The sequence below is a fragment of the Kitasatospora sp. NPDC088160 genome, assembly GCF_044741445.1.
In the GTDB taxonomy this organism is placed as follows: Bacteria; Actinomycetota; Actinomycetes; order Streptomycetales; family Streptomycetaceae; genus Kitasatospora.
Map to the genome: position 1 here is coordinate 173,973 of NZ_JBIUSS010000003.1, position 25,513 is coordinate 199,485.

Genomic DNA, 25,513 nt, shown 5'->3' on the forward strand with positions numbered 1-25,513 from the left:
GGAGCATACAAACCCATTTCAGCAAAGTCATCCGCCGTCCTTCGGCAGCGGCCGAGCGCCCGGTGGGCCGTCGTTAGGATGGTCATGATCCCCCGCCACGTCGGCACACCATCAGGAACGCGTCAGAGGAGCAGAGCGTCACCATGTTTGAGAGTCTGAAGAACCTCGCGGACAAGGCCACCGACCTCGCCCGCGAGCACAGCGACGTGCTCGGGCAGGGCCTGGACAAGGTCGGCGACGTGATCGACGACCGCACGGACGGCAAGTACAGCGGCCAGATCGACACCGGCGTCGAGAAGGCCAAGGGCTTCCTGCGCAACCTCGACGGCGAGCAGAAGCCGGCCGAGTAGCCTGCCACCGGGCACGGTCGCCGGCGCGATCGGCAGTACGACGGTCGAACAAGGACACGGGCGCACGGGGAGGGGTCGGCAGCGATGAGCGAGGGGCAGCAGGGGTCGCGCTGGGGACGCTGGCTGGTCGTCGGCGTACTCGTCGCGGCCGGGTGGGGCATCGTCCACGGCGGCGACCACCCCACCACGGCGTCGTCCGACGCCTCCCCGTCCGCGACCCCCTCCCCGGACGGTGCCGCGCCCTCCGCGTCCGCGTCCTCCCCGTCCGAGTCCGCCTCGACCGCGCCGTCGAAACCGTCGAAGCCGTCCGGCCGCTACGACCCCGCCGACTACGCGGCCCCGGTGCGCCGGTACGCCGCCGAGGCCGGGGTCAACCCGCAGCTGCTGATGGCGATCCTCTACAACGAGTCCTACAAGCCGCACGACCCGGAGCTCGAACGGGCCTGGCAGCGCGGCAAGCCCGAAGCCTCGTTCGGCATCGCCAACATGCACCGCGCCGCCTTCGACGACACCAAACCCGGCCGCCCCTTCGCCGACCGCAAGTGGGAGGAGCTGCCGGACGACCGCGACCTGGCCGTCCAGGCCGCCGCCTGGCACCTGCACGACCTGGCCGGGCAGCTCCCGGCGCGGCCGAGCGCGCCGCTGAACCACGACGAGCTCCTCGCCCTCGGCTACAACGCCGGCGCGGGCAACATGCTGGCCTTCGCCCGCGGGGTCAAGGTGGGCTCCCAGGCGCAGTCCTACCTCGACCGGCTGCACGACAACTGGGCCAAGTCCGGCACGGCCGTCCAGTAGCGCGGGCGCCCCCCGGGGGGCCCCCCCCGGGGGGCAGCGGGCCGGGGGGGGGGCGGCCCCCCCCCCGCGCCTGGCCCCCCCCCGGCCGCCGCCCCCCCCCCGCCCCCCGCCCCGCCCGCCCCCCCCGGGGGGGGGCCCCCCCCGGGCCCCCCCCGCGCCGGGGATCAGCTGGCGCCGAGGCGGGCGGCCCACTGCGCGCGCCAGGCCAGCGCGTCGGCGACGCCCTCGGCGATGCCCCGCCGCGGCTGCCAGCCGAGCAGCTCCCGGGCGGTGTCGACGGCCGCGTAACAGCCGATCACGTCGCCCGGCCGGGGGCCCGCCTCGCGGACGTCGAGCTTCACGCCGACGGCCTGCTCGAAGGCGGCGATCAGCTCGCGCACGGTGGTGCCGTCGCCCGTGCCCACGTTGATGACCCGGTAGCGGTCCTCGGCGCCCTCGGCGATCACCTCGTCGAAGCGGAGCAGCGCCGCGACGTGCGCCTCGGCGAGGTCCCGCACGTGGACGTAGTCGCGGATGCCGGAGCCGTCCCTGGTCGCCCAGTCGACACCGGTGACGGTGAACGGGGTGCCGTTGGTGTGCGCCTCGATCAGCTTGCCCAGGGCGTGGGTGGGGTTGAGGTCCTGGAGTCCGGTGCGCAGCCGCGGGTCGGCACCGATCGGGTTGAAATAGCGCAGGGAGATGACCCGCTGCCGCTCGGCGCCCTCCCCCCTGGTCCAGTCCTGGAGCACCTGCTCCATCATCAGCTTGGTGCGCGCGTAGGGGCTGTTGGCCTCGACCGGGCTGCTCTCGTCGACCCGCGCGTCCGGGGTGGGCGCGTAGATGGAGGCGGAGCTGCTGAAGACGACGCGGGTGCAGCCGTGACGCTGGAGGGCGTCGAGCAGTTCGACGGTCTTGCCGACGTTCTCCCGGTAGTAGTACAGCGGCCTGGCCACCGAGTCCGGGACGACGATCCTGGCCGCGCAGTGCACGGCGGCGTCGATGTCCGGGTGCTCGGCGAAGATCCGGTCGAGCAGGGCCGTATCGGCGACGTCGCCCTGGTAGAACACCTTGCCCTCGACGAACTCGGCCCGGCCCTTGGACAGGTCGTCCAGGATGACCGGGGTGATGCCCTGGTCGAGGAGGGCGAACACCACCGAACTGCCGATGAATCCCGCGCCGCCGGTGATCAGGACCTTCTTCATGCGCGGACGCTCCCTTGCGGTCGGCCGGGCGCCCGGTGGCGCCCGGTGGCTTCTGGGACGGTGGTTCGCGCTCGATGGTTCCGCCGCCGGGCTCACCGGCGGCGGAGCCAGAATCCGGTGGCGACCAGCACGACGGCCGCGACGGCGGTGCCGATCGCGGCCCAGGTGGCGGCGTCGGGCGTGGTGTCGGAGGGGGTGTCCCGGGCAGCGGAGCGGGCCCGGGCGGCGCTGTCGGCGGCCGTCGGGGCGGTCGGGACCGTGGGTGTGGCCGTGGGAGCGGGCGCGGGTATCGGGGCCGGGGCGCCGGTCGTCGCGCCCGTCGCCCCCGACAGCGGAGAATCGCCGATCACCGCGGCCTCGACGTCGAGTTCACCCTCGCCGTGCCCCGGCGAGGGGAACGCGCAGTCGACGCTCACCCGCCAGTGCCCGGCCGGGAGGATCTCCCGGGTGGTGTACGTCCCCGGCTCGCCCGGGACGGCGACCAGGCGCCAGGGGCCGACCGTGCGCCCGTCGGTGGCCGTCGCGGCCAGCGTGCCGGTGAACTCCCCGGTGACCGGGTCGTGGTCGTCCTCCCAGGTGGCGATGGTGCTGACGCGGCCGTTCCGCTGGCCGGAGACGTCCAGGTGGACGGTGTCGCCGTGGGCGGCAACCGGCACGGCGGCGGGCAGCACGGCCGCACCGGCGAGGGCGAGGGCGACGACGAGGGGTCGGGTTCGCATGGCGGGAAATCCTCGTGAGGGGTGAGGGGCAGGGAGCGGTGACGCCGGGTGCGGGCGCCGCCGGGTGGTGGCGGCGCCCGCCCCCGGCGCCGCCGGACGGTCTCAGGAGGCCTTCAGCAGCGGCCGGTTGTTGCACGGCCGGCCGTTCGGGCTGCTGGAACTCCCCCCGGGGCGGGTCCGACGGTTCGCGCCCTGCGAGAATCGTCGGACCCGCCCTAGCCGACCACCGTAGTACCAGCGGCCGTCGAGCCCGAGCACCAGCGCGCCGCCACCCGACGTGAAGTGAACCGGCCGACACCGGAGGCGAGTTGCCGCTACAGGGGGCGCGGCTCCGCGCTCCGGCGTCCCATCGCGTTTCCCCTCCTCGTACGAGGTGCGGGCACCCCGCGGAGCGGGGCCCGAACCTTCCGGCACTCAGGAGAGCGGCGGGCCGCACGGGAATAACGAAAACCTCTTGCGGAATTCGGCCGCCCGCGCGCGGCGGGCCGGGTCGCGCGGAGCGGAGGACACCGGAGGGGCGGACCGAGGACGGTCCGAGAGACCCCGGGGACGGCCCCGGACGTGACGTTGCCGGGAAGCGCACTCGGGGGGTGTGCGCTCCCCGGCAACGGGGTGGTGGCGGCCACCCGGCCGGAGTCCCGGGGCCTGGGCTCAGACGGCCGTGAAGGAAATGCTAGGGCGTGCCACGGGGCCCTGAACAGAGTCCTGAACTGGCCAATTCCCGCCCAGGACATGCCAGCTGGGGCAGCTGACCGACGTTCCGTCAACCACCGGTCAGGCCGCCGCCCGCACCGGGGCCTGCTGCGCCGCCGCCCGGCCGCCGGCGCAGCCGCCGTGCAGTCGGGCCAGCCCGGCGGCCAGCCCCGCCCGATCCCCGGCGAGCCACAGGCGCAGCGCGGCGGACAGTGCGGCGCTGGCCGGTCCGCTCGACGGGCCGCCGGTCCGCGCGATCCGCTCGCCCAGCAGCGGCAGCAGGTCCGCGATCGGGGCGGGCAGCCAGAGGGTCAGGGCGCAGGGGGCGGGCCGGGCCAGGACGCGCCGCAGCGGCAGCGCGGAGGCGTCGTCGTGCAGCGCGGGGATGACCTCCAGCAGGCCGTCGACCACCACCTCGGAGACGTCCCCGCCGTGGCCGCGCGCGAGGGCCCGCAGCAGCGCGCGTTCGGCGGCGGTGATCCGGACGGTCAGCATGACCTCGTCGCAGTCCATGGTCCCGGTTCCCCTGTCGTGGAAGTCGTGGCGGTCGTGGCGGTCGTGGCCATCGGGGCCGGTGGGCCCGCCCCGGTGGTTCTCCTGCCCGTCAACGAGGCTCCGCTACCGGCGTTATCAGGCCGTAGTGGCCGTCGTAGCGGCGGTAGAGCACCCGGGCACGGCCGTCGCCGGGGTCGGCGTAGCAGACGAACGGGCCGCCGGTCAGCCAGAGCCGCCGGGCCGCCTCGGTGAGGTCGAGCGGGCCCGCCGGGTCGGCGCCCGCGGACCGGCCCGCCCCGGGCGCGCCGCTGAGCGGGCAGCGGTCGACCAGCGCGTCCCGGCCGGTCGCGGCGTCCGCGAAGAGGTGGAACGGCCGGTCCAGCGCGAGCAGTTCGCGGGTGGCCTGCTCGGGGGTGCGGCGGGCGAGGACGACCTCCTTGCGCCGGGCGATCCGCCGTTCGGCGAGCGGTCGGGCGGCGTACTGCGGGCGGTAGGCGCTCTCGTGGGCGGCGGCGAATCCGATGTCGCCCTGCTCGCGCAGCCGGCCGGCCCGGCCGGCGAGGGTGCCCAGGGCGACGTCGACGGCCTCACGGGCGGTGACCGCGGCGAGTTGCACCCGGACCGGGCCGACGCCGGCCAGGTCGGCGTCGGCCTGCGCGAGGGCGGGCCGGGTCATGGCCCGGTCGCGCACGCGGGTGAGCCTGATGCGCAGCGCGCGGGTTCCGGGGCCGAGCCCGGCCGCCGTGTCCAGTGCCTGCGCCCGGGCGTACTCGGCGTCCTCGCGCGGCAGCTCGCCGCGGATCTCCACCCGGACGTCGAGGGCGGGCCGGTGGCGCAGACTGGTCATCAGGGTCCTCCTTCTCCCCGACCATGCTGGCCCTCGGGCGGCCAGGCGGCGAGGGTCCAAAGACCCTGCGCGAGGGGCCCGGCCCGGATCTTTCCGGTGGGGCCTTCACCGCAGGTCAGCAGCACGTTCCGGGGTGGTCGGAGCCACTGCGGATGATCGACCGTTGGAGTGATCCGCCCGCGTTCGGCGCAACGCCCGTCGGACCGGCGCGTTTGCCATGACGTGCGCCCCTCCAGCCGGGGCACGCGCGGATCCGCGCGAGCCGGCCCCCCACCTCCCGGCCGGCCCGTCGGGGCCCCCGGTATCGTCCGCACCGGCTCCTCTGATGAGAGGTACTGACATGACCCTGCTGACCGAGACGCGGCAACGGGACCTCCCCCCGAGAACCGCACCGACCGCACCCCGCACCACCCGTGCGGCCGTCCCCCCGCTCGCCCCCGGCGCGGTCCCCGGCCTCGGCCACGCGGCCGCCCTGCTCCGCGACCCGCTCGGATTCCTCGGCTCGCTCTCCCGGCACGGCGGCGTCGTCCGGATCCGGCTCGGGCCGCGCACCGTCTGCGTGGTCACCGACGCCCCGCTCGTCCACACCCTGCTCGTCGCCCTCGCCTACGACTGCCCGCGCGGCGCCGTCCAGGACACCCTCAAGACGGCGTTCGGCGACGGCCTGCTGATGTCCGAGGGCCAGGCCCACCGCGACCGCCGCCGGATCATCCAACCCGCCTTCGGGCCGGACCGAATGGCCGAGTACGTCGCCGTGATGCACCAGGTCACCGAGGAGCGGGCCGGGCGCTGGCACCCCGGGCAAGTCCTCGACGTGGCCAAGGAGATGAACCACCTCGCGCTGGAGATCGTCACCCGCTCGCTGTTCGACGCCCGGCTGAGCGAGGACGCCACCCTGGCCTTCCACCAGGCCCTGCCGGACCTGGTGAAGGGCCAGATCGTCCAGTCCCTCTACCCGCACCCGGCGCTCGCCCGGCTGCCGTTGCCCGTCAACCGGCGCTTCGACGCCGCCGTCCGGGTGCTCAACCGAGTCGTCGACCAGGCCGTCAGGCCGACGGGCACCCGGTCCGCCGAGCGGGGCGGCACCCTGCCCGCCCTGCTGCGTGCCGCCACCGACCCGGGCACCGGCCGGCCACTCACCGAGGCGGACGTCCGGTCCGAGGCGATCACCATGTTCGGCGCCGGCACCGAGACCGTCTCCACCACGCTGACCTGGCTCCTCGACGAACTCCTGCGCCACCCCGAGGTGGAGGCCCGGGTGCTCGCCGAACTCGACGAGCACCTGCCCGCCGGCGCCGCCCCCACCCCCGAGGCGCTCGCCAGGCTCACCTACACCCGCAGCGTCACCCAGGAGGTGGTGCGGCTGCACGCGCCCAACGCCTTCCTGATGCGCACCGCCCAGGTGCCGGTGGACCTCGGCCCGTACCGGATCCCGGCCGGCACCGAACTGCTCTACAGCCTCACCGCGCTGCACCGCGACCCGGACCGCTACCCGGACCCGCTGCGCTTCCGCCCGGATCGCTGGCAGTCGGGCGGGGCCGGACGGCACTCCTTCCTCCCGTTCGGGGCCGGCAAGCACAAGTGCATCGGGGAGGCCTTCGCCTGGGCCGAGCTGACGGTCGCGGCGGCCGCGATCCTGCGCCGCTGGCGACCGGTGGCCGTCCCCGACTCCCGGGCCCGGGAGGTGGTGTGGACGACGGTCCAGGCGCACGGGCTGCGCGTGCGGCTGGCCCCGCGCGGCGCCCGGGTGCCCCGCCCGGACAGCCCGCCGGACGACCGGGCGGGGGACGACCGGGTGCCGGACGACCAGGTGGGGGACGACGGGGTGGGGGACGACGAGGTGGGCGTCGAGGCCCCGCCGGCGGCCCGCTGCCCGGTGAGCATCCCCGACCCGGCCCCCGCCGCGCCCCAACTCCCGCAGCGGTCCGGCGAACTGCGCACCGCCGCGGCCCGGCACGCCGCCTGGGTGGTCGGCCGCAACCTCCTCACCCCGCCCGAGATGACCCGCTACGGGGCCTACGCCCTGCACGAGTTGATCGGCCACGCCTTCCCCCGCGCCCACGGCGCCAACCTCGACCTGCTGGTGGACATGCTGGGCTGGTTCACCATCCTCGACGACCGCTTCGACGGCCCGCCGGGGCGCCGCCCCGCCGAAGCCCGCGACGTCGTCGACCCGCTCATCGACGCCCTGCGCCGCACCGGGGCCGATCGGACGGGCGCCTCCGCGCCGGTCGGCGAGGGCCCGGCACCGCGCTCGGGCGACCACCTGCTCCGCGCCTGGCACGACCTGTGGAGCCGCCAGGCGCAGGGCATGTCGCTCAACTGGCGCGTCCGGGCCGCCCGGGAATGGCAGGCCTGTCTGGAGACCTTCCCCGCCGAGGCCGAACACCGCGCCCACGGCACGGTCCCCGCCCTCGGACTGCCCGAGACCATGCGGCTGCGCCGCCACGGCAGCTGCCTCTACCCGTTCATGAACATACTGGAACGGGTCCACGGCGCCGACGCCCCCGCCGCCCTCCACGCGGAGCCCGCACTGCACCGGCTGCGCGCCAACACCGCCGACGCCGCCACGCTGATCAACGACCTGTACTCACTGGAGCGGGAGGAGCGCCAGGCCGCGGCCGCCTTCAACACCGTCCTCACCCTGCAACGGATCCGCGGCTGCACCCGCAGCCGGGCCGTCGGCGCCGTCCGCTCCCGGGTCGCCCGGCTGCGGCGGGAGAACGAAGCCCTGCGCAGCGACCTGCGCCGCCGCCACCCGGCCGGGCGCTGGTACCTGGACGGCACCCGGGAGCTCATCGAGGGCGTCCAGGCCTGGACCAGCACCAGCGACCGCTACCTCGTGAAGGACGGCCCTCGGACGTAGGAGGTGCCTACTTGCGGCCGCCGAGCGCGAACAGCAGCAACACGAAGCCGGCGAACAGGTGCGTGGCGAAGATGTAGATGCCGGCCCGGATGAGCATGGCCTTGCGTCGGCGCTTCTCCTCGCGCGTGCCGTCGCTCGTGCTCTCGCTCATGGCGGGGGTTCTCCTCGGGTCGGCCGGCCGGGTCGGGCGCGGGTCCAACGGGCTGGCCGGGCTCGCCGGGCTCCTCGGGTTCAGCCGGCCCGAGGGCCTCGGCGGGCTCAACGGTGCGGCCGGCCGCCGGGCTCGCGCAGTTCGGTGAGCAGCGCGCCCTGGTCGGTGATCAGCTCGGTCAGGATCCGGCGCGCGGCCCGCAGCAGCTCGGCCACGTCCGGGGTGCTGAGCGCGTACACCACGGTGTTGCCCTCGCGGGTGGCGGCGACCAGCTGGGTACGGCGCAGCACCGCGAGCTGCTGGGAGAGGTTGGAGGGCTCGACCTCGATCTCGGCCAGCAGCTCGCGCACCGGCCGGGGCCCGTCCTGGAGCAGTTCCAGCACCCGGATCCGGACCGGGTGGCCGAGGGTGCGGAAGAACTCCGCCTTGGCCTGGTACAGCGGGACGGGCATCGTCGGCGCCCCTCCCTCGGGTACGGCTCGCTGGGCGTGCGGCCGCGCCCTCAACGGCGGCCGGCAAGCATCATCGCCACAGATGAAGGTTTCTTCAAGTCGTCACAGTGGGCGCCCGGCCGTCGCCTGGCGGTCGCCCGGCCCGCCGGGGCCGCCCCCGAGTGGTCCACGTCACATCCGGAGGGCGTGCGGGAACGCCGGAAGCCGAGCCCGGGACGCTGCCAACTCCCGGACTCGGCGCTCATGGTGAGGTTCCGTCAGCAGCCTACAGGTACATCCACCTCGACCGGGGCCGGACCCCGCGAGATCGACTCGACGGAGAAGGTCGCGTGAAGGACCGAACCGCACGGCACGGTGACGCTGATGCCGTCGACCCGCACGGTGGCGGTCGTGAACACGGCGCGCACGCTCGCCGAGCCGAGCGACTCGCCGCCGACCACCCCGGCCGACAGGCGGGTGAGCAGCTCCTGCGGCTTCGGCGGCCACGGGGTGTCCGGGGTGGGCGGACCGGCCAGGCCGATCTGCCCGTAGAGCACGACACTGCCGCCGGTGACCTCGGCGCAGACCTTGGTCGACAGCCCGGCCTGGAGACCGTTGTAGCCGCAGGTCGTCACCGTGGCGACGGTCCCGGCCGCGCCGCCGGCCGACGCGGCGAGCGCCGGCGCCGGCGCCGCGAGCAGGGCGACGGCACCGGCCGCGCCCGAGGCGATCCGGGTGATGCGGTTCATTGTCTTCTCCTTCGGAGGGTACGAGGAACGATCAGAACAGGTGAGGTCACATGTGACATTTCACATGTGCCATGACGGTACTTTGCCATGCGATTCCCATGCCACGACCGGGATTCTGCCTTCGAAGTGCCGAGCCGACCGAAACCAGACCTTCGATGGCGTAATCCCACCCCGGAGGGTCGGGATCCGCGCACCTGCCACGGCCGGTCTGCCCGGCGCGGGGCGGTCGCCCGCCTCGCAGGCGTCGGCCTGGGGACGGTCCGCACGGCGCCCGCGCCCACGGGCGGGCCACTGTCGGCCACCGCCGGCCGACCACCGCCGGTCGGCCGCCGCCGGCTCAGTCCAGAGAGGCCCGCAGGGCGTCGACCCGGGTGACGGCGTCCGCGAAGGCCGCGCGGTCGAGACGGCCGGAGTCCAGGGCGTCGGCGAGGGCCGTGGTGGCGTCCTCGGCCTGCTGCGGGTCGCGGGCGGAGCAGAGGATCAGGTCCATCCCGGCCTCGGCGGCAGCGACCGCACGGGAGCCCGCGCCGCCGTACGAGGCGAGGGCCTCGGCCTCCAGGGCATCGGTGACCGTGACGCCCTGGAAGCCCAGGCGTCCGCGCAGCTCGCCCTGGACCACGGCGGGCGACATCCCGGCCGGGCGGTCCGGGTCGAGCGCCGGGTAGACCGCCCAGGAGGCCATCACCAGCCCGACACCCGCCGCGATGGCCGCCCGATAGGGCTCCTCGCCGCGGGCGCGCAGCTCGTCCAGCGGCACGGACAGGGTGACGGGGCGGTCATCGGTGTTCTCGCCGTTGGCGGCCGAGCCCAACCCGGGGAAGTGCTTGGCGGTGGCGGCCACGCCCAGGCCCTGCTGGGCGGCGAGGAAGGCGCTGCCCAACTCGCCTACACCGGCCGGGTCCTGACCGTAGGAGCGCTCATGGCGGTCGATGAAGTTGCCCGGGGTGTCGTAGACGTCCAGCACCGGCGCGAGGTTCACGTTGAGCCCCGCGTCCGCGAGCGTCCCGGCGGCGCCGACACCGGCTCGGCCCGCCGCGCCGAGCGGGTCGGGGTCCGATCCGGTCCGGCGGGCGGAGAGTTCGGGCGCGCCGGGCAGGCGGCGCACCTTGCCGCCCTCCTGGTCGGTCATCAGCAGCAGTCCCTCGGGCACCGGCGACTGCGCCGCCGCCTCCCGCAACTGACCGACGGCCTCGGCGAGTTGCGCCGGGCTCGTGACATTCTCGGCGAACAGGATGACCCCGGCCGCCCGCCCCTCCCGGATCGTCCGCAGCACGCCCGGCGGCGGCGTCGGACCGGCGTACGAGAGTACGATCCGGCGCCCAGCGAGCTGCCGCGCGTCCTGATCGGCCATCTCCGCCGCCACCGCCCCCTCTCCCGGGGCAACTCCGCGCCCCGGTATCGACTCCGGTATCGACGCCGGCGCGGACACCGGTGCCGACGCCGGTGCCGACGCCGGTGCGGACGCCGGTGCCGACCCGGCCGGAACCGGCCCGAGCGTGGCCGCCAACACCACCAGCATCGCGCCGAACTGGACGGTGCGCCGAAGCACGGCCATCACGCCTCCCTGAGGTCGGCAGCGGGATACGGCCCGTCAAGGCACCCACGCCTGTCAAGGCACCCGAGCCCGTCGCCACCATAGCCCGGACCCCGGAGGAGCACACCCGCGCCGGCGCGGACGGGGGACCCGGACGCCGGACGCCCTCAGCAGCCCTACCGGCGCAGCAACCGCCCCAGGACGGCGACCCCCTCCGCGATCTCCCCCGGCGCACCCGCCGCGTAGCCGAGCACCAGCCCCGGCGGGTACGGCAGGCGCGCGTGCCAGGACAGCGGCTGCACCTTGACGCCCTCGGCGAGCGCCGCCGTGGCCAGTTCGGTGTCCGTACAGCGGGCCCCGGGCGGCAGGGTGAGCATCAGGTGCAGGCCGGCCGCCGCGCCGTGGACGGTGGCGCCGGGGAGGTGGGCGTGGACGGCGGCGATCATCGCGTCCCGTCGTCGGCGGTGGCGGTGGCGCAACAGCCGCAAGTGGCGGTCGAGTTCGCCGGACTCCATCAGCCGGGCCAGCACCAGCTGCGGCAGCACCGGGTTGCCCAGGTCGGCGAACCGCTTGGCCTCCAGGACGGCCTCGCGCAGCCGCGGCGGCACCAGCAGCCAGCCGGTGCGCAGCGCGGGGGCGAGCAGTTTGGAGATGCTGCCCGCGTAGCAGACCTGCTCCGGCAGGGCGGCGCGCAGCGCGGGGACGGGCGGGCGGTCGTAGCGGTGCTCGGCGTCGTAGTCGTCCTCGATGACCAGGCCGCCCTCGCCCGCCCAGCGCAGCAGTTCGCGCCGCCGCTCGCCGCCGAGGACGACCCCGGTCGGGTACTGGTGGGCCGGGGTGAGCAGGACGGCCGGGGCGCCGGTGGCGCGCAGCGCGTCGACCCGGACGCCCTCGGCGTCGACCGGGACGGGCGGGGTCGCGGCGAGCCAGTGGGCGAGGTGCTGGCGGGCGCCGAGCGAGCCCGGGTCCTCGACGGCGACCTCGGTGACGCCCACCCGGCCGAGCGCCCGGCCGAGCAGGGCGAGGGCCTGGGCCGTCCCGGCGACGATCAGCACCTCGTCCGGGTCGGCGCGGATGCCCCGGTTGCGGGCCAGCCAGTGGGCGACGGCCTGGCGCAGCGCGGGGGTACCGCGGACGTCTCCGTAGCCGAGGTCCGCGGCGGCGAGGCCGTCGAGGACGGCGCGTTCGGCGCGCAGCCAGGCGGCGCGGGGGAAGGCGGCGAGGTCGGGCACACCGGGGGTGAGGTCGATCCGGGCGGACGTGCCGCGCAGCAGGTCGAACACCTCGGGGTCGGGGTCGGCGTGGAACAGGACAGGCTCCGGCCGGGCGCGCGACGAGGCCGGGGACTTGTCCGACCACGGGGATGTGGCCGACACCGGGGGCGCGGGCGGCGCCGGGGCCGCGACGACGACGGTGCCGCCCCTGCCCCGGCCGGCGATCTGGCCCTCCTCGGCCAGGCGCCGGTAGGCGTCGGTCACCACTCCCCGGGAGACGCCGAGTTCGGCCGCCAGCCCCCGGGTGGCGGGCAGCCGGCTGCCCGTGGGGAGACGGCCGTCGGCGATGGCCTCGCGCAGCCGGCGGGCGAGCCAGCCGGTCAGGCCGCCGGGCGGGGCGTCGGCGGTGTCGAGCTGGAGGAAGTCGGCGCCCGGGTCCGCCTGTTTGGACCTGCCGTCCGGCGCTTCTTTGGACCTGTTCACCGGGCCATTGTGGCGCGAAGGTGGGGCCATGACCACGGAAACGGCATCACTGAACGACCGGCAGGACGCCGCAGGCCCCGGCCCCGGCCCCGGCCCCGGCCACGACTACGCCCCGGGTTACGTCCACGGCTACTCGGAGACCGAGGCGCAACGGCTCGGCGACCAGGCGGACACCCTCGCCGAGCTGCTGCACGCGGGCACCGCGTACCCGGCGGGCAGCCGGGTGCTGGAGGCGGGCTGCGGGGTGGGGGCGCAGACCGCGCACCTGCTGGCCGCCGGCCCCGGCGTGCTGCTGACGGCGGTGGACGTCTCCGCGGACTCGCTGGCGCGGGCCCGGGCCCGGGTGGCGGCCGAGGCGCCCACCGCGCGGGTCACCTGGCACCACGGCGACCTGCACCGGCTCCCCTTCCCGGACGGCTCCTTCGACCACGTCTTCGTGTGCTTCGTGCTGGAGCACCTGGCCGACCCGGTGGCCGCGCTGACCGCGCTGCGGCGGGTGCTGCGGCCGGGCGGCACGATCACGGTGATCGAGGGCGACCACGGCTCGGCCTTCTTCCACCCGCAGGGCCCGGCGGCCCGCGACGCGGTCGACCTGCTGGTGCGGCTCCAGGCGGCGGCCGGCGGTGACGCCCTGCTCGGGCGCCGCCTGTACCCGCTCCTGACGGAGGCCGGCTTCCGGGACGTGGCCGTCCGCCCCCGCACCGTCCACGCCGACGGCGCCCGCCCCGCCCTGGTCGAGGGCTTCACCCGGCGCACCTTCGTCGCGATGGTCGAGGCCGTCCGCGCCGAGGCGCTGGCCGCCGGTCTGACCACCCCCGACGCCTTCGACCACGGCATCGCCGAACTGCGCCGCACGGCCGAGCCGGGCGGGACGTTTCACTACACCTTCTTCAAGGCGGTGGCGGTCAACCCGTAGGCCGGTCGGGCGGGGAGGTCCGCCCGCGCGCCCGCCCGCTCACTCCGGGCTGTCGCCGAGGGCGGCCAGGAGGGTGCGCATGGCGTCGACGAGGGTGGCGGTCCCGGGGTCGTCGAGGCCGGCGAGGAGGGCGCGCTCGGTGGCGAGGTGGTCGGGGAGGGCGCGGTCGATCAGGGCGTGGCCCTCGGGGGTGAGCGCGACCACGCGGCTGCGGCCGTCCTGGTCACTCTGGGTGCGGGTGACCAGGCCGCGGGCCTCCAGACGGTCGAGGCGCTGGGTGATGGCGCCGGAGGTGACCATGGCGGACTGCATCAGCCCGGTGGGGGTGAGGCGGTAGGGCGGGCCGCTGCGCTTGAGGGTGGCGAGGACGTCGAAGGAGGCGGCGTCCAGGCCGTGTTCGCCGAAGGTCCGGTTGAGCTCCGCGTCCACCAGGCGGTAGAGGCGCTTGAGCCGGCCGAACACCTCCATCGGAGAGACGTCCAGGTCGGGGCGCTCGACGGCCCATTGCGCGACTACTCGGTCCACATGATCTGCATCTGCCACAGGTTCAGGGTAGGGGATCCCGGCGGGATTCCTTAGCGATGAGGTAACTGTGAGCCACGCCACCCCGCCAAAGCGGTGAGAGATGCCTTAGCGCTGAGATACATTTGCTTAGTGCTAAGAAATCGCCTCGGAATCGTGCTGGTGACGGCGATAGCCCCCGCCGTCTGGGGGTCGACGTACATCGTCACCACCGAACTGCTCCCGCCCCACCGTCCACTCCTCGCGGCCGTCCTCCGGGCCCTGCCCGCAGGGCTGCTGCTGATCGCCGTCACCCGCCGGCTGCCGAAGGGCAGCTGGTGGTGGCGCGCACTGGTCCTCGGCGCGCTGAACATCGGCGCCTTCCTCGCCCTCCTCTTCATAGCCGCCTACCGCCTCCCCGGCGGGGTCGCCGCCACGGTCGGCGCCGTCCAGCCGCTGATCACCGCCGGACTCTCGGCCGCGCTGCTCGGCGACCGGCTCACGCCGCGCACGGTGATCTGCGGCATCGCGGGGATCGCGGGCGTCAGCCTGCTGGTCCTGCGGGCCAACGCCCAGCTGGACGCCGTCGGCGTGGCCGCCGCGTTCGCCGGCGCGGTCGTCATGGCCACCGGCGTCGTCCTCTCCAAGCGCTGGGTCTCCCCCGCCCCGCTGCTCGCCACCACCGGCTGGCAGCTCACCGCCGGCGGACTGCTGCTGGTGCCGGTCGCACTGTTCGTCGAGGGCGCCCCGCCGTCCCACCTCACCGGCGGCAACCTGCTCGGTTACGGCTACCTCAGCCTGATCGGCGCGGCGCTCACGTACGCGCTCTGGTTCCGCGGGATCCGGGCACTGCCGCCGACCTCGGTCTCCTTCCTCTCGCTGCTCAGCCCGGTGGTCGCCACCGCGATCGGCTGGCTGGCCCTCGGGCAGGACCTCAGCCCGCTCCAGGCGCTCGGCGCACTGATCGTCCTCGGCTCGCTGATCGCGGCCCAGACCCGGCGCCGCCCCGGCACCACCACGCCCTCCGCGCCCGCCGCCCCGGACGCCCCGGCCGCCCCCGCCTCCGCCTCCGCACCGCCCGTCCGCGAGAACGCCTGACCCCGCCTCGTCTCCGCCGAATCCCCTCCCGCACTCCCCGATCCCCGCCCAGCAGCCGCTGGCACCCACCGCACCAGGAGAACCTCCATGCACATCACCGTGTTCGGCGCCACCGGCAACGTCGGCAGCCGGGTGGTGACCGAGGCACTCGCCCGCCGCCACCGGATCACCGCCGTCCTGCGCGACCCCGCCAAACCGCACGGCCTGCCGGCCGCCGTCGCCCTCGGTGTCGGCGACGCCCGTGACCCCGAGGACGTCGCCCGCCTCGCCGCCGGGCAGGACCTGGTGATCACCGCCACCCGCCCGGCGCCCGGCAGCGAGCACGAGCTGTCCGCCGCCACCCGGGGCCTGCTGGCCGGTCTCGCCGGAACGGGCGCGCGCCTGATGGCCGTCGGCGGCGCGGGCAGCCTCACCCTCCCCGGCCGCGGCGGGACGGCCCTCGCCGACGACCCCGGCTTCCCCGCCGAGCTCCGGCCGATCGCCCGGGCCTGCCGCGAGCAGCTCGACCTCTACCGCGCCGCCGACCCGGACGTCGACTGGACCTACCTGAGCCCCGCCGCCCTGCTCGAACCCGGCGAGCGCACCGGCCGCTTCCGGCTCGGACGGGACGAACTGCTGGTGGACGCCGAGGGCGCCTCGGTGATCTCCATGGAGGACCTCGCCGTCGCCCTGCTCGACGAGGCCGAGCAGCCCGCGCACCGCCGCACCCGCTTCACCGCCGCCTACTGACCTGGGGCGATCCTCCGTGTCCGGGGTGTACCCAGCACCACCCCGGACACGGAACCCCGCATGATCGACCGTCAGGGCGAGCTCGGACAGGATCATTCCCGTGAACACCAACGCATCGAACACCACGGCCTCGCACCCCATCACGCCGAGCACCACCGCGCCGAACACCACCGCCTCGCACACCCCGGCGGCCGGCGCCACCGCCTCCCGCACCCGGCGCGCCGCCCTGGCCGTCGCCGCCGCCGTCCTGGCCGGCCTCGCCGTACCGGCCACCGCCAGCGCCGCCCCGGACGCCGGCCGGAACCCGGGCGACGCCGAGGTCGCCCCCGCCCGCTACACCCACCAGACCCTCGCCTGGCAGCCCTGCGCCAAGCAGCCGGCGCTGGACTGCGCCACCATGACCGCCCCGCGCGACTGGCACCACGCCGACGCCGGCGCCGACGTGACGATCGCCGTCTCCCGGCACCGCGCCGGCGACCCGGCCAAGCGCAAGGGCACGCTGCTGATGGCCGCCGGCGGCCCCGGCGCGTCGGGCCTGCTGCGCCCGGCGAACCTGGCCACGGCCGCCCCGGCCGTCGGCGCCGCGTACGACATCGTGGGCTTCGACCAGCGCGGGGTCGGCGAGAGCACCCGGGCCGTGTGCCAGACGCCGGAGGAGTTCCAGGACTTCCTGGCCGGCGACTTCCGCGACCAGTCCCCGGCGGCGATCGACCGGGTGGTCGCCAACTCCAAGAAGCTGGCCGCCAGTTGCCAGGAGCGCACGGGCGACCTGCTGCCCTACCTGAACACCGAACAGACCGCCCACGACATCGACCTGTTCCGCGGCCTGCTCGGCGAGCAGAAGCTCAGCTACTTCGGCCCCTCCTACGCCTCGATGATCGGGGCCTACTACGGGACGCTCTTCCCGCACCGGGTCGAGCGGATGATCCTGGACAGCAACATCGGCTTCGACGGCACCTGGGAGAAGTTCGAACTGGGCCAGCCGATGAGCTTCCAGCGCCGCTTCGACGAGGACTTCGTGCCGTGGCTGGCGGCCCGCGACGCCACCTACCACTGGGGCTCCACCCCCGAGGATGTGCAGGCGCACTGGGAGCAGCGGCGCGCCGCGCTGCACGACCAGCCCATCGTCGACGGCTCCCTGACGATCGGCCCGAACCAGCTGGACAACGGCGCGATCAGCGCGATCTACGAGCGGGACACCTTCCCCTTCCTCGCCCAGGCCCTGACCGCCGTCGACGACTGGCAGGGGGCCGACCCCGCGGCCAGGACGATGGCCGGGCGGCTGTTCGGCCAGTACCTCAGCCCGGAGTTCCTCGCCGAGTACTTCTCGGTGACCTGCAACGACACCCCGTGGACCAAGGACATGGACACCTGGGTCCAGCGCGGCGCGGAGAACACCGCGCGCTATCCGCTGGCGGGCGCGCGCACGCTGGCCTTCAGCGCGGTCTGCGCGGCCTGGCCGACTGCGCCCGCCCCCAAGGTCAAGGTGACCGGCGCCCACCTGCCGACGGTGCTGATGCTCAACTCGGTGCACGACCCGGCGACGTACTACGAGGCCGCGCTCGGCGCGCACCGCGCGCTGCGCGGCTCCAAGCTGGTGACCGTCACCGGGAGCGGCGACCACGGCCAGTACCCCACCGCCAACTCCTGCGTCACCGACGTCGTCGAGAGCTACCTGCTGGGCGGCCGCGCCCCCGAGCGCGACCTCGTCTGCCCCACCCCGCAGGCGGGTTGAGTGCCCGGCCGCTCGACCGCGGCCGTCGGGGCGCGCGTCGGGTGAGGCACGGCGGGGCGCCGACCGTCACGGGTCGACGCCCCGCCGTGCCGGCGCCCCTCGGGGCGCGTTCGTCCAGCAGGCGGCCCGCGACTGGCCGAAAGACTGCGAAAGCCCGAGCGGGCGGCCGCTGTTGTGCCTCACGTCCCCCGGCTCCGGGGAATACTCCCATGGCCGTAGTCGCCATACACAGGAGCGAGCCCATGGTGAAGGTCGTCGAGACCACGGATACCCAGATCACCGCCGCAGTGGCCGAGCAGGCGCAGCAGGCCGGCCTCGGCCTGCTGCGCCAGTGCTTCCTGGTGCTGACGAAGACACGGCTGTTCGGCAAGCCGCGCGAGGAGGAGAAGCTCCGGGTCTACCACTTCGACCACGGCCTGGTGCACGAGGGCGGGGGCCTGGAGCTCACGGTCTTCCGCTGGGACGAGGTCTCGACCGTGATGCAGGCGACCGTCGCCCACTACTCGCACAACATCTACACCGAAACGGACTTCTCCTACCGGTTCATCCGGGACGACGGGGAGACGTTCACGATCGACGGCAAGTACCGCGACCCCCGGCGCGCCAAGCTCAGCGGCGGGGACAGGGGCACCCAGCTGGGCAGGTGGGCGGAACTGGGCGAGGTCGCCGCGCACTACGTCGCGGCCACCCAGCTGTCCGGGGCCCGGGCCTCGCTGGCGGACGGAGGGGAACTGGCCTTCGGCGACCTGCTGGTCAGCTCGGCCGGTCTGCGCACGGTGAAGCGCGGTCTGGTGCCCTGGTCCGACATCAAGTCGATCAGCGTGGTCAACGGCTACCTGGTGGTCAAGAAGGACGGCAAGTTCCTCTCGCTGTCGAACACCGCGGTCAGCCGGATCCCGAACTACGCGCTCTTCATGATGCTGCTGGGCCGTTCCGGCTGACGCACGGCCGGCCCGGACAGGCCCTGGATCGCCGTCAGGACCGCGAGTCGCTCGCCGCACGCCCCAGCCGCGACCGGAGCCAGGCGAAGGCGGCGGCGAGCCCGGCGAAGCCCCCGACGGCGAGCTTGATGCCGGCCTTGGCGACGATCCAGCCGACCCAGGGGACGCTCCAGCCCAGCCAGTGGAAGACGGCCAGCAGGACGGCGGCGCCGCAGAGGGCGGCGAGCACCGTCACGGCCACGGCGGCGGCCCGCGAGAGCTCTCGCGGGCCGTCGTCCGTCGCGTCCTGCGCCTGGTCGCCCGTCAGCTGCTTCGTGTCCCCATCACCCATGGGGATCATCCTACGGATTCCTCACCGGCGGGCGCGATGGGTGTCGCCGAGGTGCTCGCCGGTCTCGTCGTCGGGAAAGCTGACGGCGAGGGTGACGCGGTACTCGTCCACGTCCTCGCGGTGCCCCGGCACCCGGGCCCAGGCGAGCGAGTGCACCTCGGCCCCGGGGGCCTGCCGGCACCAGGCGGCGGCCTCCTCCAGTACGCGGGCGGCCGAACGCCCGGTGCACACCACCGCGGTGTACGCGGCGACGGCGAGGTCCCCACCGCTGCGGGCGACCCGCGAGACCGCCCGGACGGCGGCCGCGGCCTGGGTCAGGTCGCGGGCCAGGTCGTCGACCGCCCGAGGGGGGGCCGGAAGGACGACCGCTCCCTCGGCGACGGTCTCGGGCAGGTTCGCGCTCACAGTCCGGGCCTCCATCCGCATGGTCACGGGGCACAGCATGCCGGGCGGAGATTCCTGGCATGCCCTTTTCACCAGAACGTCACCCGTCCAGGGGCGAGTTGGGGCCGCCCCCTGGTGTCCGCACGCCCGCCCTGGTAGGGAAGCGCCCGCCCGGCGGCGGACATCCACGCAGGTCAGGAGGGTCGGAGGCGGGCGCCGCCGGGGAGCCCGGAACGACGCGCACGCACCACCCCCGCGCCCCGGACCGCCGGTCCGGGCCCCTGCACGCCCGGCCCACCACCGGCACGCCCTCGGTCAACTCCCTTGGCAGGAAAGGGAGATAACGTCGAAGCTCGACCCGCACAGCCCTCCGGTGCCGCCACCGGGCCCGCGGACGGAACCCGTGGCGGACGCGCACGCACCCCAACTCCCTTACCCGGCCGGGCCGTCGGCCAGCCTGGCCGCGACGCGGATCGAGTCCCGGCCCGAGCCCGAGCGGGCATTCCCCCACCCCTGCTGACCTGCGGTATTCGATGTCGGCGCCGGGCCGCGGCAACCTCCGGCCACCCCTGTCGCGTCAGACCGTCGTGATACTAATCGTTGCGACGGCGGGAGCCGCCGTCCGGCGGCAGGCACGATGACGACGGTTCATCCGTTCCGGCAGGGTCGGGACGGCTACGGGGAGGGGCACGGTATGACGGCGAGGTTCGGCAAGGTGCAGGGCGGGCGCGGGCTGCGGCTCGGCAAGCGGGTCACGGGGACGGCTGCGGCCTTCACCGCACTCGCCGCACTGACGGGCTCCCAGGTGACGGGCTTCGGGCTCGCCCCGGTCGCGGCCGCCGACGCCGTGACGTCGCCGGACGCCTCCGCCTCCCAGCCCGGCGGCAGCCCGACCGGCGGCGCCGGCAGCGCCTTCGGCACCGGCGTCCCGGCCGACGGCGGCGGCACCGTCCAACTGCCGCAGCCGCCCGGCACGGTGCCCGGCGCGCCCGCCGCCGGCCCCTTCGCCGCCACCGGCCCGGCCCTGCCCGCGACCGTGCTCGCCGCCTACCGCCAGGCCGAGGCCTCGGCCGCACAGCGCTCGCCCGGCTGCCACCTGCCGTGGCAACTGCTGGCCGCGATCGGCCAGGTCGAATCCGGCCAGGCCAACGGCGGCCAGGTGGACGCGACGGGGACGACCCTCACCCCGATCCTCGGTCCGGCGCTGGACGGCAACGGCTTCGCCGCGATACCCGACAGCGACGGCGGGCGCTACGACGGCGACGCGCGCTGGGACCGCGCCGTCGGGCCGATGCAGTTCATCCCCTCCACCTGGGCGACCTGGGGCACGGACGCCAACGGCGACGGCAAGGCCGACCCGAACAACATCTTCGACGCCGCCGAGAGCGCCGCCCGCTACCTGTGCGCGGGCGGGCGCGACCTCGCCGACCCGGCGCAGCTCGACCGGGCGATCCTCAGCTACAACAACTCGGGCGAGTACCTGCGGACGGTCCGCAACTGGATGGCGCACTACGGCAGCGGCAGCGTCACCACCGTGCCGAACCGCCCGGCCTCCTCGACCCCGCCGGCCTCGTTGCCCTCCCCGCTCCTGCCGCTCGCGCCGCTGCTGCCGCCGACCGGGACGACTCCTGGCGCCACCCCCGGGACGCCGAGCGCCCCCGGGACCACCCCGCCCCCGGGCGGGCAGCCCTCGCCGAGCGCACAGCCGACCTCGCCGGCCCCGACGCCGTCCTCCTCCGCGCAGCCGACGACGGACCCGAGCACCACCCCGACGGGCACGCCCGGCACCACACCGCCGTCGACCGCGCCGGCCACGCCGTCCGGCACGCCGTCGACCACTCCGTCGGGCACCCCGTCCTCGACGGCCACCCCGACCGGCACGCCGTCCGGCACCCCCACCACGACGCCGACCACGACGCCGACCGGAACGCCCACCGACTGCCCGAGCCCGACGGCCACGACCACCCCGACGGGCAGCCCGTCCCCGACGGCCACCCCGACCGGCACGCCGTCCGGCACCCCGGCCGCCCCCGGGTGCGCCACGGCGACGCCGACCCCCGGCGGCACTCCCACCCCGGGCGGCACCCCCTCCTCCGCCGCCCCGAGCACGACCCCCAGCGCAGGCCTCTCCCCCTCGGCCGCCCCGCCGACCCGCTGACACCGCCCCATCCGCCGACGGCCCGCACCCCTGGTGCGGGCCTTCCGCGTTCCCCACCCCGCCGCACCAAGCTCCCGAGACCGAGCTCGAGACCGAGAGCTGGACCGAGACCTACGCCGGATCCGACCCGGCCCCGGCCCTGGGCAGCGCCCCCGGACCCAGCGTCGCCCGGTGCACCCGCCACCGCGCGAGCATCCCGTGCAGTTCGTCCACCATGAACGCGAAGAAGGCCGCGCTCTCCGCCAGCCGCTCCCCCGCGACGGTGCCCGCGCCGACGGTGGCCTCGCCCTCCCTGAGCACCCGCACCCAGCGCAGCAGGTACTCGTCGCGCCGGGTCAGCGACTCGAACCAGACGTCGTTCAGCACCCGGTAGCGGTCGCGCCGCGAGCCCGGCTCGCGCTCCTTGGCGGCCAGGCCGATCTGGGTGAGGTAACGCATCCCGCCGGACACCGCGGCCGGGCTGATCCGCAGCCGTTCGGAGAGCTCGGCGGAGGTCAGGACGCCGCTCTCCTCGGCCATCAGGCAGGAGAAGAGCCGGGCCGGCATCCGGCCCATGCCCGCGGCCACCAGCTCGGCCGCGAACCGTTCGACGAAGTCCGACACCGCCTGCTCGTCGCGCTCCTTCTCCGCTTCCCGCTCCACCACGCGCGCCTTCCCCTCTCCGGTGATCAACAACTCGACTGAACTTTAACGCCTTCCCAATATTCACGTTTTTCTGAAACTACGGTAGCTTCAGCAGCATGACGAAGGCAATCGCTCTGACCGGCCTCCGCAAGACCTTCGGCCGGACCACCGCGCTGGACGGCCTCGACCTCACCGTCGAGACCGGCGAGGTGCACGGATTCCTGGGGCCCAACGGCGCCGGGAAGTCCACCGCCATCCGGGTGCTCCTCGGTCTGCTGCGCGCCGACGGCGGCAGCGCCCGGCTGCTCGGCAAGGACCCCTGGCACGACGCCGTCGAACTGCACCGCCGCCTCGCCTACGTCCCCGGCGACGTCGAACTGTGGCCCAACCTCACCGGCGGCGAGGCCATCGACCTGCTCTCCCGGCTGCGCGGCCGGCTCGACCGCCGCCGCCGCGACGAGCTGATCGAGCGCTTCGACCTCGACCCCACCAAGAAGGGCCGCAGCTACTCCAAGGGCAACCGGCAGAAGGTCGCCATCGTCGCCGCGCTCGCCTCCGACGCCGAACTGCTGCTGCTCGACGAGCCGACCTCCGGCCTCGACCCGCTGATGGAGGTGGTCTTCCAGGACGTCGTCCTCCAGGCCCGGCGGCAGGGGCGGACCGTCCTGCTGTCCAGCCACATCCTGGACGAGGTGGAGAAGCTCGGCGACCGGGTCAGCATCATCCGCCACGGCCGGGTGGTGCAGACCGGCAGCCTCGGCGAACTGCGCCACCTCACCCGCACCACGGTCGAGGCCGAGACCCACCGCCCCGTCACCGGGCTGGAGACGCTGGAGGGCGTGCACGCCGTCCGCACCGAGGGCGCCCGGGTGCGCTTCGCCGTGGACGGCGCCCACCTCGACGCCGCCGTCCGCCGCCTCGGCGAGGCCGGGCTGCGCAGCCTGGTCAGCCACCCGCCCACGCTGGAGGAGCTGATGCTGCGCCACTACGGCGACGAGCTGGCCGCCAACGGGCACCCGGTCGACGGCGAGGCCGCCCGATGACCGCCACCACCACCGCGACCAGCGCGCCCGCCACGGCCCCGCGCCCGCCCCGCCCGCGCACCACCCTGGCCGGCACCGCCACGCTGCTCCGCTTCGCCCTGCGCCGTGACCGGCTCCGCCTCCCCGCCTGGGTGCTCGGCCTCGGCCTGCTCACCCTCGCCAGCGCCAACAGCGTGCACACCCTCTACCCGACCGCCGCCGACCGCGCCTCGATCGCCCACGCCTCCGCCGGCCCGGCCGTCCTCGCCATGACCGGCCCCGGGCACTACCTGGCCGACTACACCTGGGGCGCCATGCTCGGCCACCGGCTGCTCGGCCTGCTGGCGGTGCTGGCCGGGCTGATGAGCGTGCTGACCGTCACCCGGCACACCCGGGCCGAGGAGGAGAGCGGGCGGGCCGAGCTGGTCCGCTCCGCCGCCGTCGGCCGGCACGCCCAGCTCGCGGCCGCCCTCGGCGCCGCAGCCGTCGCCGACCTCGCGCTCGGCCTGCTGCTCGCCGCCGGGCTGCCCGCCCTCGGCGTCCCCGGGCTCGACACCGGCGGCGCGCTGCTGTTCGGGGCCGCGACCACCGCCGCCGGACTGCTGTTCGCGGCGGTCGCCGCCGTCGCCGTCCAGGTCACCGCGCACGCCCGGACGGCCTCCGGGCTGGCCCTCGCGGTGCTCGGCACCGCCTACGCGGTGCGCGCCGCCGGGGACGCCGGGTCGAACGGGCTCTCCTGGGCCTCCCCGATCGGCTGGCTCCAGCGCAGCTACCCCTTCGTGGACGACCGCTGGTGGCCGCTGCTGCCCGCGCTCGCCCTGGCCGCCGTCACCGGGGCGGCCGGCTTCGCACTGAGCACCCGACGGGACGTGGGCGCCGGGCTGCGCGCCGCCCGCCCGGGGCCGCCCACCGCCCGCCCCGCCCTCGGCACCCCGCTCGGCCTCGCCCTGCGCCTGCACCGCGGCCTGCTGGGCGGCTTCGCGGTCGCGCTGCTGCTGCTCGGCGCGATGTACGGGTCACTGCTGGGCGGCGCCGACGCGATGGTCAAGGACGTCGACCAGCTGAAGGAGGCCCTCGCCCGGCTCGGCGGCCGCTCGCTCACCGACTCCTTCGCCGCGATGACCCTGCTGGTGGTGGCGGTGGTCGGCGCGGTCTACGCGGTGCTGGCGACGCTGCGCCCGCGCGCCGAGGAGAGCGCCGGGCGGGCCGAGCCGGTGCTGGCCACCGGGGTGTCCCGGTCCGGTTGGCTGGGCGGGCACCTGGCGGCGGCGCTGCTGGGCTCGACCGCGGTGCTGCTCGCGGCGGGGGTGGGCTTCGGCCTGGCCGGGGCGTTGTCCACCGGTGACGCCGGCGCGTTCCCGCGACTGGTCGGCGCGGCCCTGGCGTTCGCGCCCGCCCAGTGGGTGACGGTGGGGTTCGCCGCCGCCGTGTACGGCTGGCTGCCCCGGGCGACGCAGCTGGCCTGGCTGGTGCCGGCGAACGCGTTCGTGATCGGGTACCTGGGCCCGCTGCTGAAGCTCCCGGCGGGCCTGGACCGGCTCTCCCCGTTCGGGCAGGTGCCCCGGCTCCCGGCGGCCGCCATGGACTGGACGCCGCTCGCGGCGCTCACCCTGGTCGCGGCCGCCCTGATCGCCCTGGCGCTGGCCGGGTTCCGGCGCCGCGACCTCGAAACGCGCTGACTCCCGGGCTGCGGCGGGGGAAGCGGACGGGGCCGGCCACGGCGGGCCGGCCCCTGGCCGGGTCACAGGTGCTTGACCAGCTCCGGCATCAGGTCCTGGAAGGTCCGCCCGCTGGCCGGCTGCCCGATCGCGGTCATCTGCCAACCGGCGGGCGTGCGCTGCACCTTGGCCATGATCTGCGCGGTGTACGGGCCGCCCCCGGTGAGCGTGTACCGGGCCAGCTCGGCGCCCGTCTGCTCGTCGACCAGCCGACAGAAGGCCGCCTCGACCTCCTGGAAGGTCTGGCCGGTGAAGGAGTTGACGGTGAAGAGGATCTGGTCGACCTCGGCGGCCATCTTGGTCAGGTCGACGGTGATCGACTCGTCGTCGGTCGCGTCGCCCGCGCCGCCGACCAGGTTGTCGCCGCTGTGCCGGACGGAACCGTCATTGCTGTTGAGGTGCTGGAAGAAGACCACGTCCACCGGCCGCCCCTGGGAGAACAGCACCGCCGAGGCGTCCAGGTCGATCTCCCGACCGGCGGCCAGCAGCTTGGCGAAGAAGCCCTTGGGCTGCGCGGCCTTCCAGCCCAGGCCCATCCGGACCACACTCAGCTGACCGCCGCCCGGCTTCTCCAGGCTGATCTTCTGCCCCTTGGCCAGCGAAACGCTCATCGTGCCCTCCTCGTCCCTGCCGCCGCTCCGTGCCGTGAATCTACAGCACTGTCGAACATCTATGATCATCCGACCGGCGCGCTCCCAGCACCCCTACCCCGCACTCCCCCCGCCGTCACCACCGGGGGCGGTCTGCACACTGTCAAGCGCCCCGGGGAGGAGCTTGCGCGGGGCGGCGCGCAATCCGGCTCGGTCAACCTGGCAACCGGCGATCCGACGTCTGGCGTAGCCGCGAAC

General features: G+C 75.3%; 25 protein-coding genes. 11 read left to right on the forward strand and 14 right to left on the reverse strand.

All coding sequences use genetic code 11. The features are described 5' to 3' along the window. Positions 1-143 precede the first annotated feature (143 nt). Both ACIOGZ_RS05590 and ACIOGZ_RS05595 read left to right on the forward strand, forming a co-directional pair. Positions 144-350: an antitoxin gene (locus tag ACIOGZ_RS05590; RefSeq protein WP_280680643.1), complete on the forward strand. Its 207-nt coding sequence runs from the start codon at positions 144-146 to the stop codon at positions 348-350. A gap of 84 nt (positions 351-434) precedes the next feature. Beyond that, on the forward strand, positions 435-1,145 hold the full coding sequence (locus ACIOGZ_RS05595; RefSeq protein WP_363632622.1) for a lytic transglycosylase domain-containing protein: 711 nt from the start codon (positions 435-437) through the stop codon (positions 1,143-1,145). Positions 1,146-1,309: 164 nt separating this feature from the next. On the opposite strand, the gene galE is transcribed toward ACIOGZ_RS05595, so the two are convergent. The 4 genes from galE to ACIOGZ_RS05615 all read right to left on the reverse strand — a co-directional run bounded on the left by galE (position 1,310) and on the right by ACIOGZ_RS05615 (position 5,080). Next, the gene (galE, locus tag ACIOGZ_RS05600; protein ID WP_363582494.1) at positions 1,310-2,326 is read right to left on the reverse strand and encodes a UDP-glucose 4-epimerase GalE; all 1,017 of its coding nucleotides are present in this window, start codon (positions 2,324-2,326) and stop codon (positions 1,310-1,312) included. Between the two features lie 92 nt (positions 2,327-2,418). Further along, positions 2,419-3,045 (reverse strand): hypothetical protein, encoded by a 627-nt coding sequence (locus ACIOGZ_RS05605; protein WP_363630550.1) that lies wholly within the window; start codon positions 3,043-3,045, stop codon positions 2,419-2,421. 774 nt (positions 3,046-3,819) lie between these two features. After that, positions 3,820-4,251 carry a hypothetical protein gene (locus tag ACIOGZ_RS05610; RefSeq protein ID WP_063350641.1) on the reverse strand — a complete coding sequence of 144 codons (432 nt, stop codon included), beginning with the start codon at positions 4,249-4,251 and terminating at the stop codon, positions 3,820-3,822. Between the two features lie 91 nt (positions 4,252-4,342). Then, the gene (locus ACIOGZ_RS05615) at positions 4,343-5,080 is read right to left on the reverse strand and encodes a sigma 54 modulation/S30EA ribosomal C-terminal domain-containing protein (RefSeq protein ID WP_400984992.1); all 738 of its coding nucleotides are present in this window, start codon (positions 5,078-5,080) and stop codon (positions 4,343-4,345) included. Between the two features lie 340 nt (positions 5,081-5,420). Here ACIOGZ_RS05615 and ACIOGZ_RS05620 point away from each other — a divergent pair, with 340 nt between their 5' ends. Then, positions 5,421-7,946, forward strand: coding sequence for a cytochrome P450 (locus ACIOGZ_RS05620; protein WP_400805840.1), 2,526 nt, complete (start codon positions 5,421-5,423; stop codon positions 7,944-7,946). Between the two features lie 7 nt (positions 7,947-7,953). On the opposite strand, the gene ACIOGZ_RS05625 is transcribed toward ACIOGZ_RS05620, so the two are convergent. From ACIOGZ_RS05625 to ACIOGZ_RS05645, 5 genes are all read right to left on the reverse strand, one after another. Then, positions 7,954-8,097, reverse strand: coding sequence for a DUF6126 family protein (locus tag ACIOGZ_RS05625; protein WP_159398578.1), 144 nt, complete (start codon positions 8,095-8,097; stop codon positions 7,954-7,956). Positions 8,098-8,204: 107 nt separating this feature from the next. Continuing rightward, on the reverse strand, positions 8,205-8,549 hold the full coding sequence (locus tag ACIOGZ_RS05630) for a helix-turn-helix transcriptional regulator (RefSeq protein ID WP_063350638.1): 345 nt from the start codon (positions 8,547-8,549) through the stop codon (positions 8,205-8,207). Between the two features lie 257 nt (positions 8,550-8,806). Further along, on the reverse strand, positions 8,807-9,277 hold the full coding sequence (locus ACIOGZ_RS05635; RefSeq protein WP_363587500.1) for a hypothetical protein: 471 nt from the start codon (positions 9,275-9,277) through the stop codon (positions 8,807-8,809). 337 nt (positions 9,278-9,614) lie between these two features. Continuing rightward, positions 9,615-10,628 (reverse strand): glycoside hydrolase family 3 N-terminal domain-containing protein, encoded by a 1,014-nt coding sequence (locus ACIOGZ_RS05640; RefSeq protein WP_363587498.1) that lies wholly within the window; start codon positions 10,626-10,628, stop codon positions 9,615-9,617. 359 nt (positions 10,629-10,987) lie between these two features. Continuing rightward, complete coding sequence (locus ACIOGZ_RS05645) at positions 10,988-12,538, reverse strand: PLP-dependent aminotransferase family protein (RefSeq protein ID WP_400984993.1); 1,551 nt, start codon at positions 12,536-12,538, stop codon at positions 10,988-10,990. On the opposite strand from ACIOGZ_RS05645, the gene ACIOGZ_RS05650 reads away from it, so the two are divergent. After that, positions 12,537-13,424 carry an L-histidine N(alpha)-methyltransferase gene (locus ACIOGZ_RS05650; protein WP_400984995.1) on the forward strand — a complete coding sequence of 296 codons (888 nt, stop codon included), beginning with the start codon at positions 12,537-12,539 and terminating at the stop codon, positions 13,422-13,424. The genes ACIOGZ_RS05645 and ACIOGZ_RS05650 overlap by 2 nt on opposite strands. A gap of 39 nt (positions 13,425-13,463) precedes the next feature. Here ACIOGZ_RS05650 and ACIOGZ_RS05655 read toward each other — a convergent pair whose 3' ends face one another. Continuing rightward, entirely contained in the window at positions 13,464-13,967 is a 504-nt protein-coding gene (locus ACIOGZ_RS05655; protein ID WP_363587492.1) for a MarR family transcriptional regulator, read from the reverse strand. Between the two features lie 111 nt (positions 13,968-14,078). Between ACIOGZ_RS05655 and ACIOGZ_RS05660 the strand changes: the two genes are divergently transcribed. The 4 genes from ACIOGZ_RS05660 to ACIOGZ_RS05675 all read left to right on the forward strand — a co-directional run bounded on the left by ACIOGZ_RS05660 (position 14,079) and on the right by ACIOGZ_RS05675 (position 18,428). After that, positions 14,079-15,023 carry an EamA family transporter gene (locus ACIOGZ_RS05660; protein WP_400984997.1) on the forward strand — a complete coding sequence of 315 codons (945 nt, stop codon included), beginning with the start codon at positions 14,079-14,081 and terminating at the stop codon, positions 15,021-15,023. 87 nt (positions 15,024-15,110) lie between these two features. Continuing rightward, positions 15,111-15,752, forward strand: a complete 642-nt coding sequence (locus tag ACIOGZ_RS05665; RefSeq protein ID WP_363587488.1) for an NAD(P)H-binding protein — start codon at positions 15,111-15,113, stop codon at positions 15,750-15,752. 100 nt (positions 15,753-15,852) lie between these two features. After that, complete coding sequence (locus ACIOGZ_RS05670) at positions 15,853-17,487, forward strand: alpha/beta hydrolase (protein ID WP_363587486.1); 1,635 nt, start codon at positions 15,853-15,855, stop codon at positions 17,485-17,487. A gap of 242 nt (positions 17,488-17,729) precedes the next feature. Beyond that, positions 17,730-18,428 carry a DUF6585 family protein gene (locus ACIOGZ_RS05675; protein ID WP_363587484.1) on the forward strand — a complete coding sequence of 233 codons (699 nt, stop codon included), beginning with the start codon at positions 17,730-17,732 and terminating at the stop codon, positions 18,426-18,428. A gap of 34 nt (positions 18,429-18,462) precedes the next feature. Here ACIOGZ_RS05675 and ACIOGZ_RS05680 read toward each other — a convergent pair whose 3' ends face one another. Both ACIOGZ_RS05680 and ACIOGZ_RS05685 read right to left on the reverse strand, forming a co-directional pair. Further along, on the reverse strand, positions 18,463-18,759 hold the full coding sequence (locus ACIOGZ_RS05680) for a hypothetical protein (RefSeq protein WP_363587482.1): 297 nt from the start codon (positions 18,757-18,759) through the stop codon (positions 18,463-18,465). 21 nt (positions 18,760-18,780) lie between these two features. Further along, on the reverse strand, positions 18,781-19,164 hold the full coding sequence (locus tag ACIOGZ_RS05685; protein WP_363587480.1) for a hypothetical protein: 384 nt from the start codon (positions 19,162-19,164) through the stop codon (positions 18,781-18,783). Between the two features lie 673 nt (positions 19,165-19,837). Here ACIOGZ_RS05685 and ACIOGZ_RS05690 point away from each other — a divergent pair. After that, the gene (locus ACIOGZ_RS05690) at positions 19,838-21,301 is read left to right on the forward strand and encodes a lytic murein transglycosylase (protein WP_363587478.1); all 1,464 of its coding nucleotides are present in this window, start codon (positions 19,838-19,840) and stop codon (positions 21,299-21,301) included. Positions 21,302-21,412: 111 nt separating this feature from the next. Here ACIOGZ_RS05690 and ACIOGZ_RS05695 read toward each other — a convergent pair whose 3' ends face one another. Next, positions 21,413-21,946: a MarR family transcriptional regulator gene (locus ACIOGZ_RS05695; protein WP_363587476.1), complete on the reverse strand. Its 534-nt coding sequence runs from the start codon at positions 21,944-21,946 to the stop codon at positions 21,413-21,415. A 95-nt stretch (positions 21,947-22,041) separates the two neighbouring features. Here ACIOGZ_RS05695 and ACIOGZ_RS05700 point away from each other — a divergent pair, with 95 nt between their 5' ends. Both ACIOGZ_RS05700 and ACIOGZ_RS05705 read left to right on the forward strand, forming a co-directional pair. Next, positions 22,042-22,968, forward strand: a complete 927-nt coding sequence (locus ACIOGZ_RS05700; RefSeq protein ID WP_363587474.1) for an ABC transporter ATP-binding protein — start codon at positions 22,042-22,044, stop codon at positions 22,966-22,968. After that, positions 22,965-24,626, forward strand: coding sequence for an ABC transporter permease (locus ACIOGZ_RS05705; protein ID WP_400984999.1), 1,662 nt, complete (start codon positions 22,965-22,967; stop codon positions 24,624-24,626). The genes ACIOGZ_RS05700 and ACIOGZ_RS05705 overlap by 4 nt, the downstream gene beginning before the upstream one ends. Before the next feature lie 62 nt (positions 24,627-24,688). Here the strand turns inward: ACIOGZ_RS05705 and ACIOGZ_RS05710 are convergent, their stop codons facing one another. Further along, the gene (locus ACIOGZ_RS05710) at positions 24,689-25,276 is read right to left on the reverse strand and encodes a TerD family protein (RefSeq protein WP_350879397.1); all 588 of its coding nucleotides are present in this window, start codon (positions 25,274-25,276) and stop codon (positions 24,689-24,691) included. Positions 25,277-25,513 lie beyond the last annotated feature (237 nt).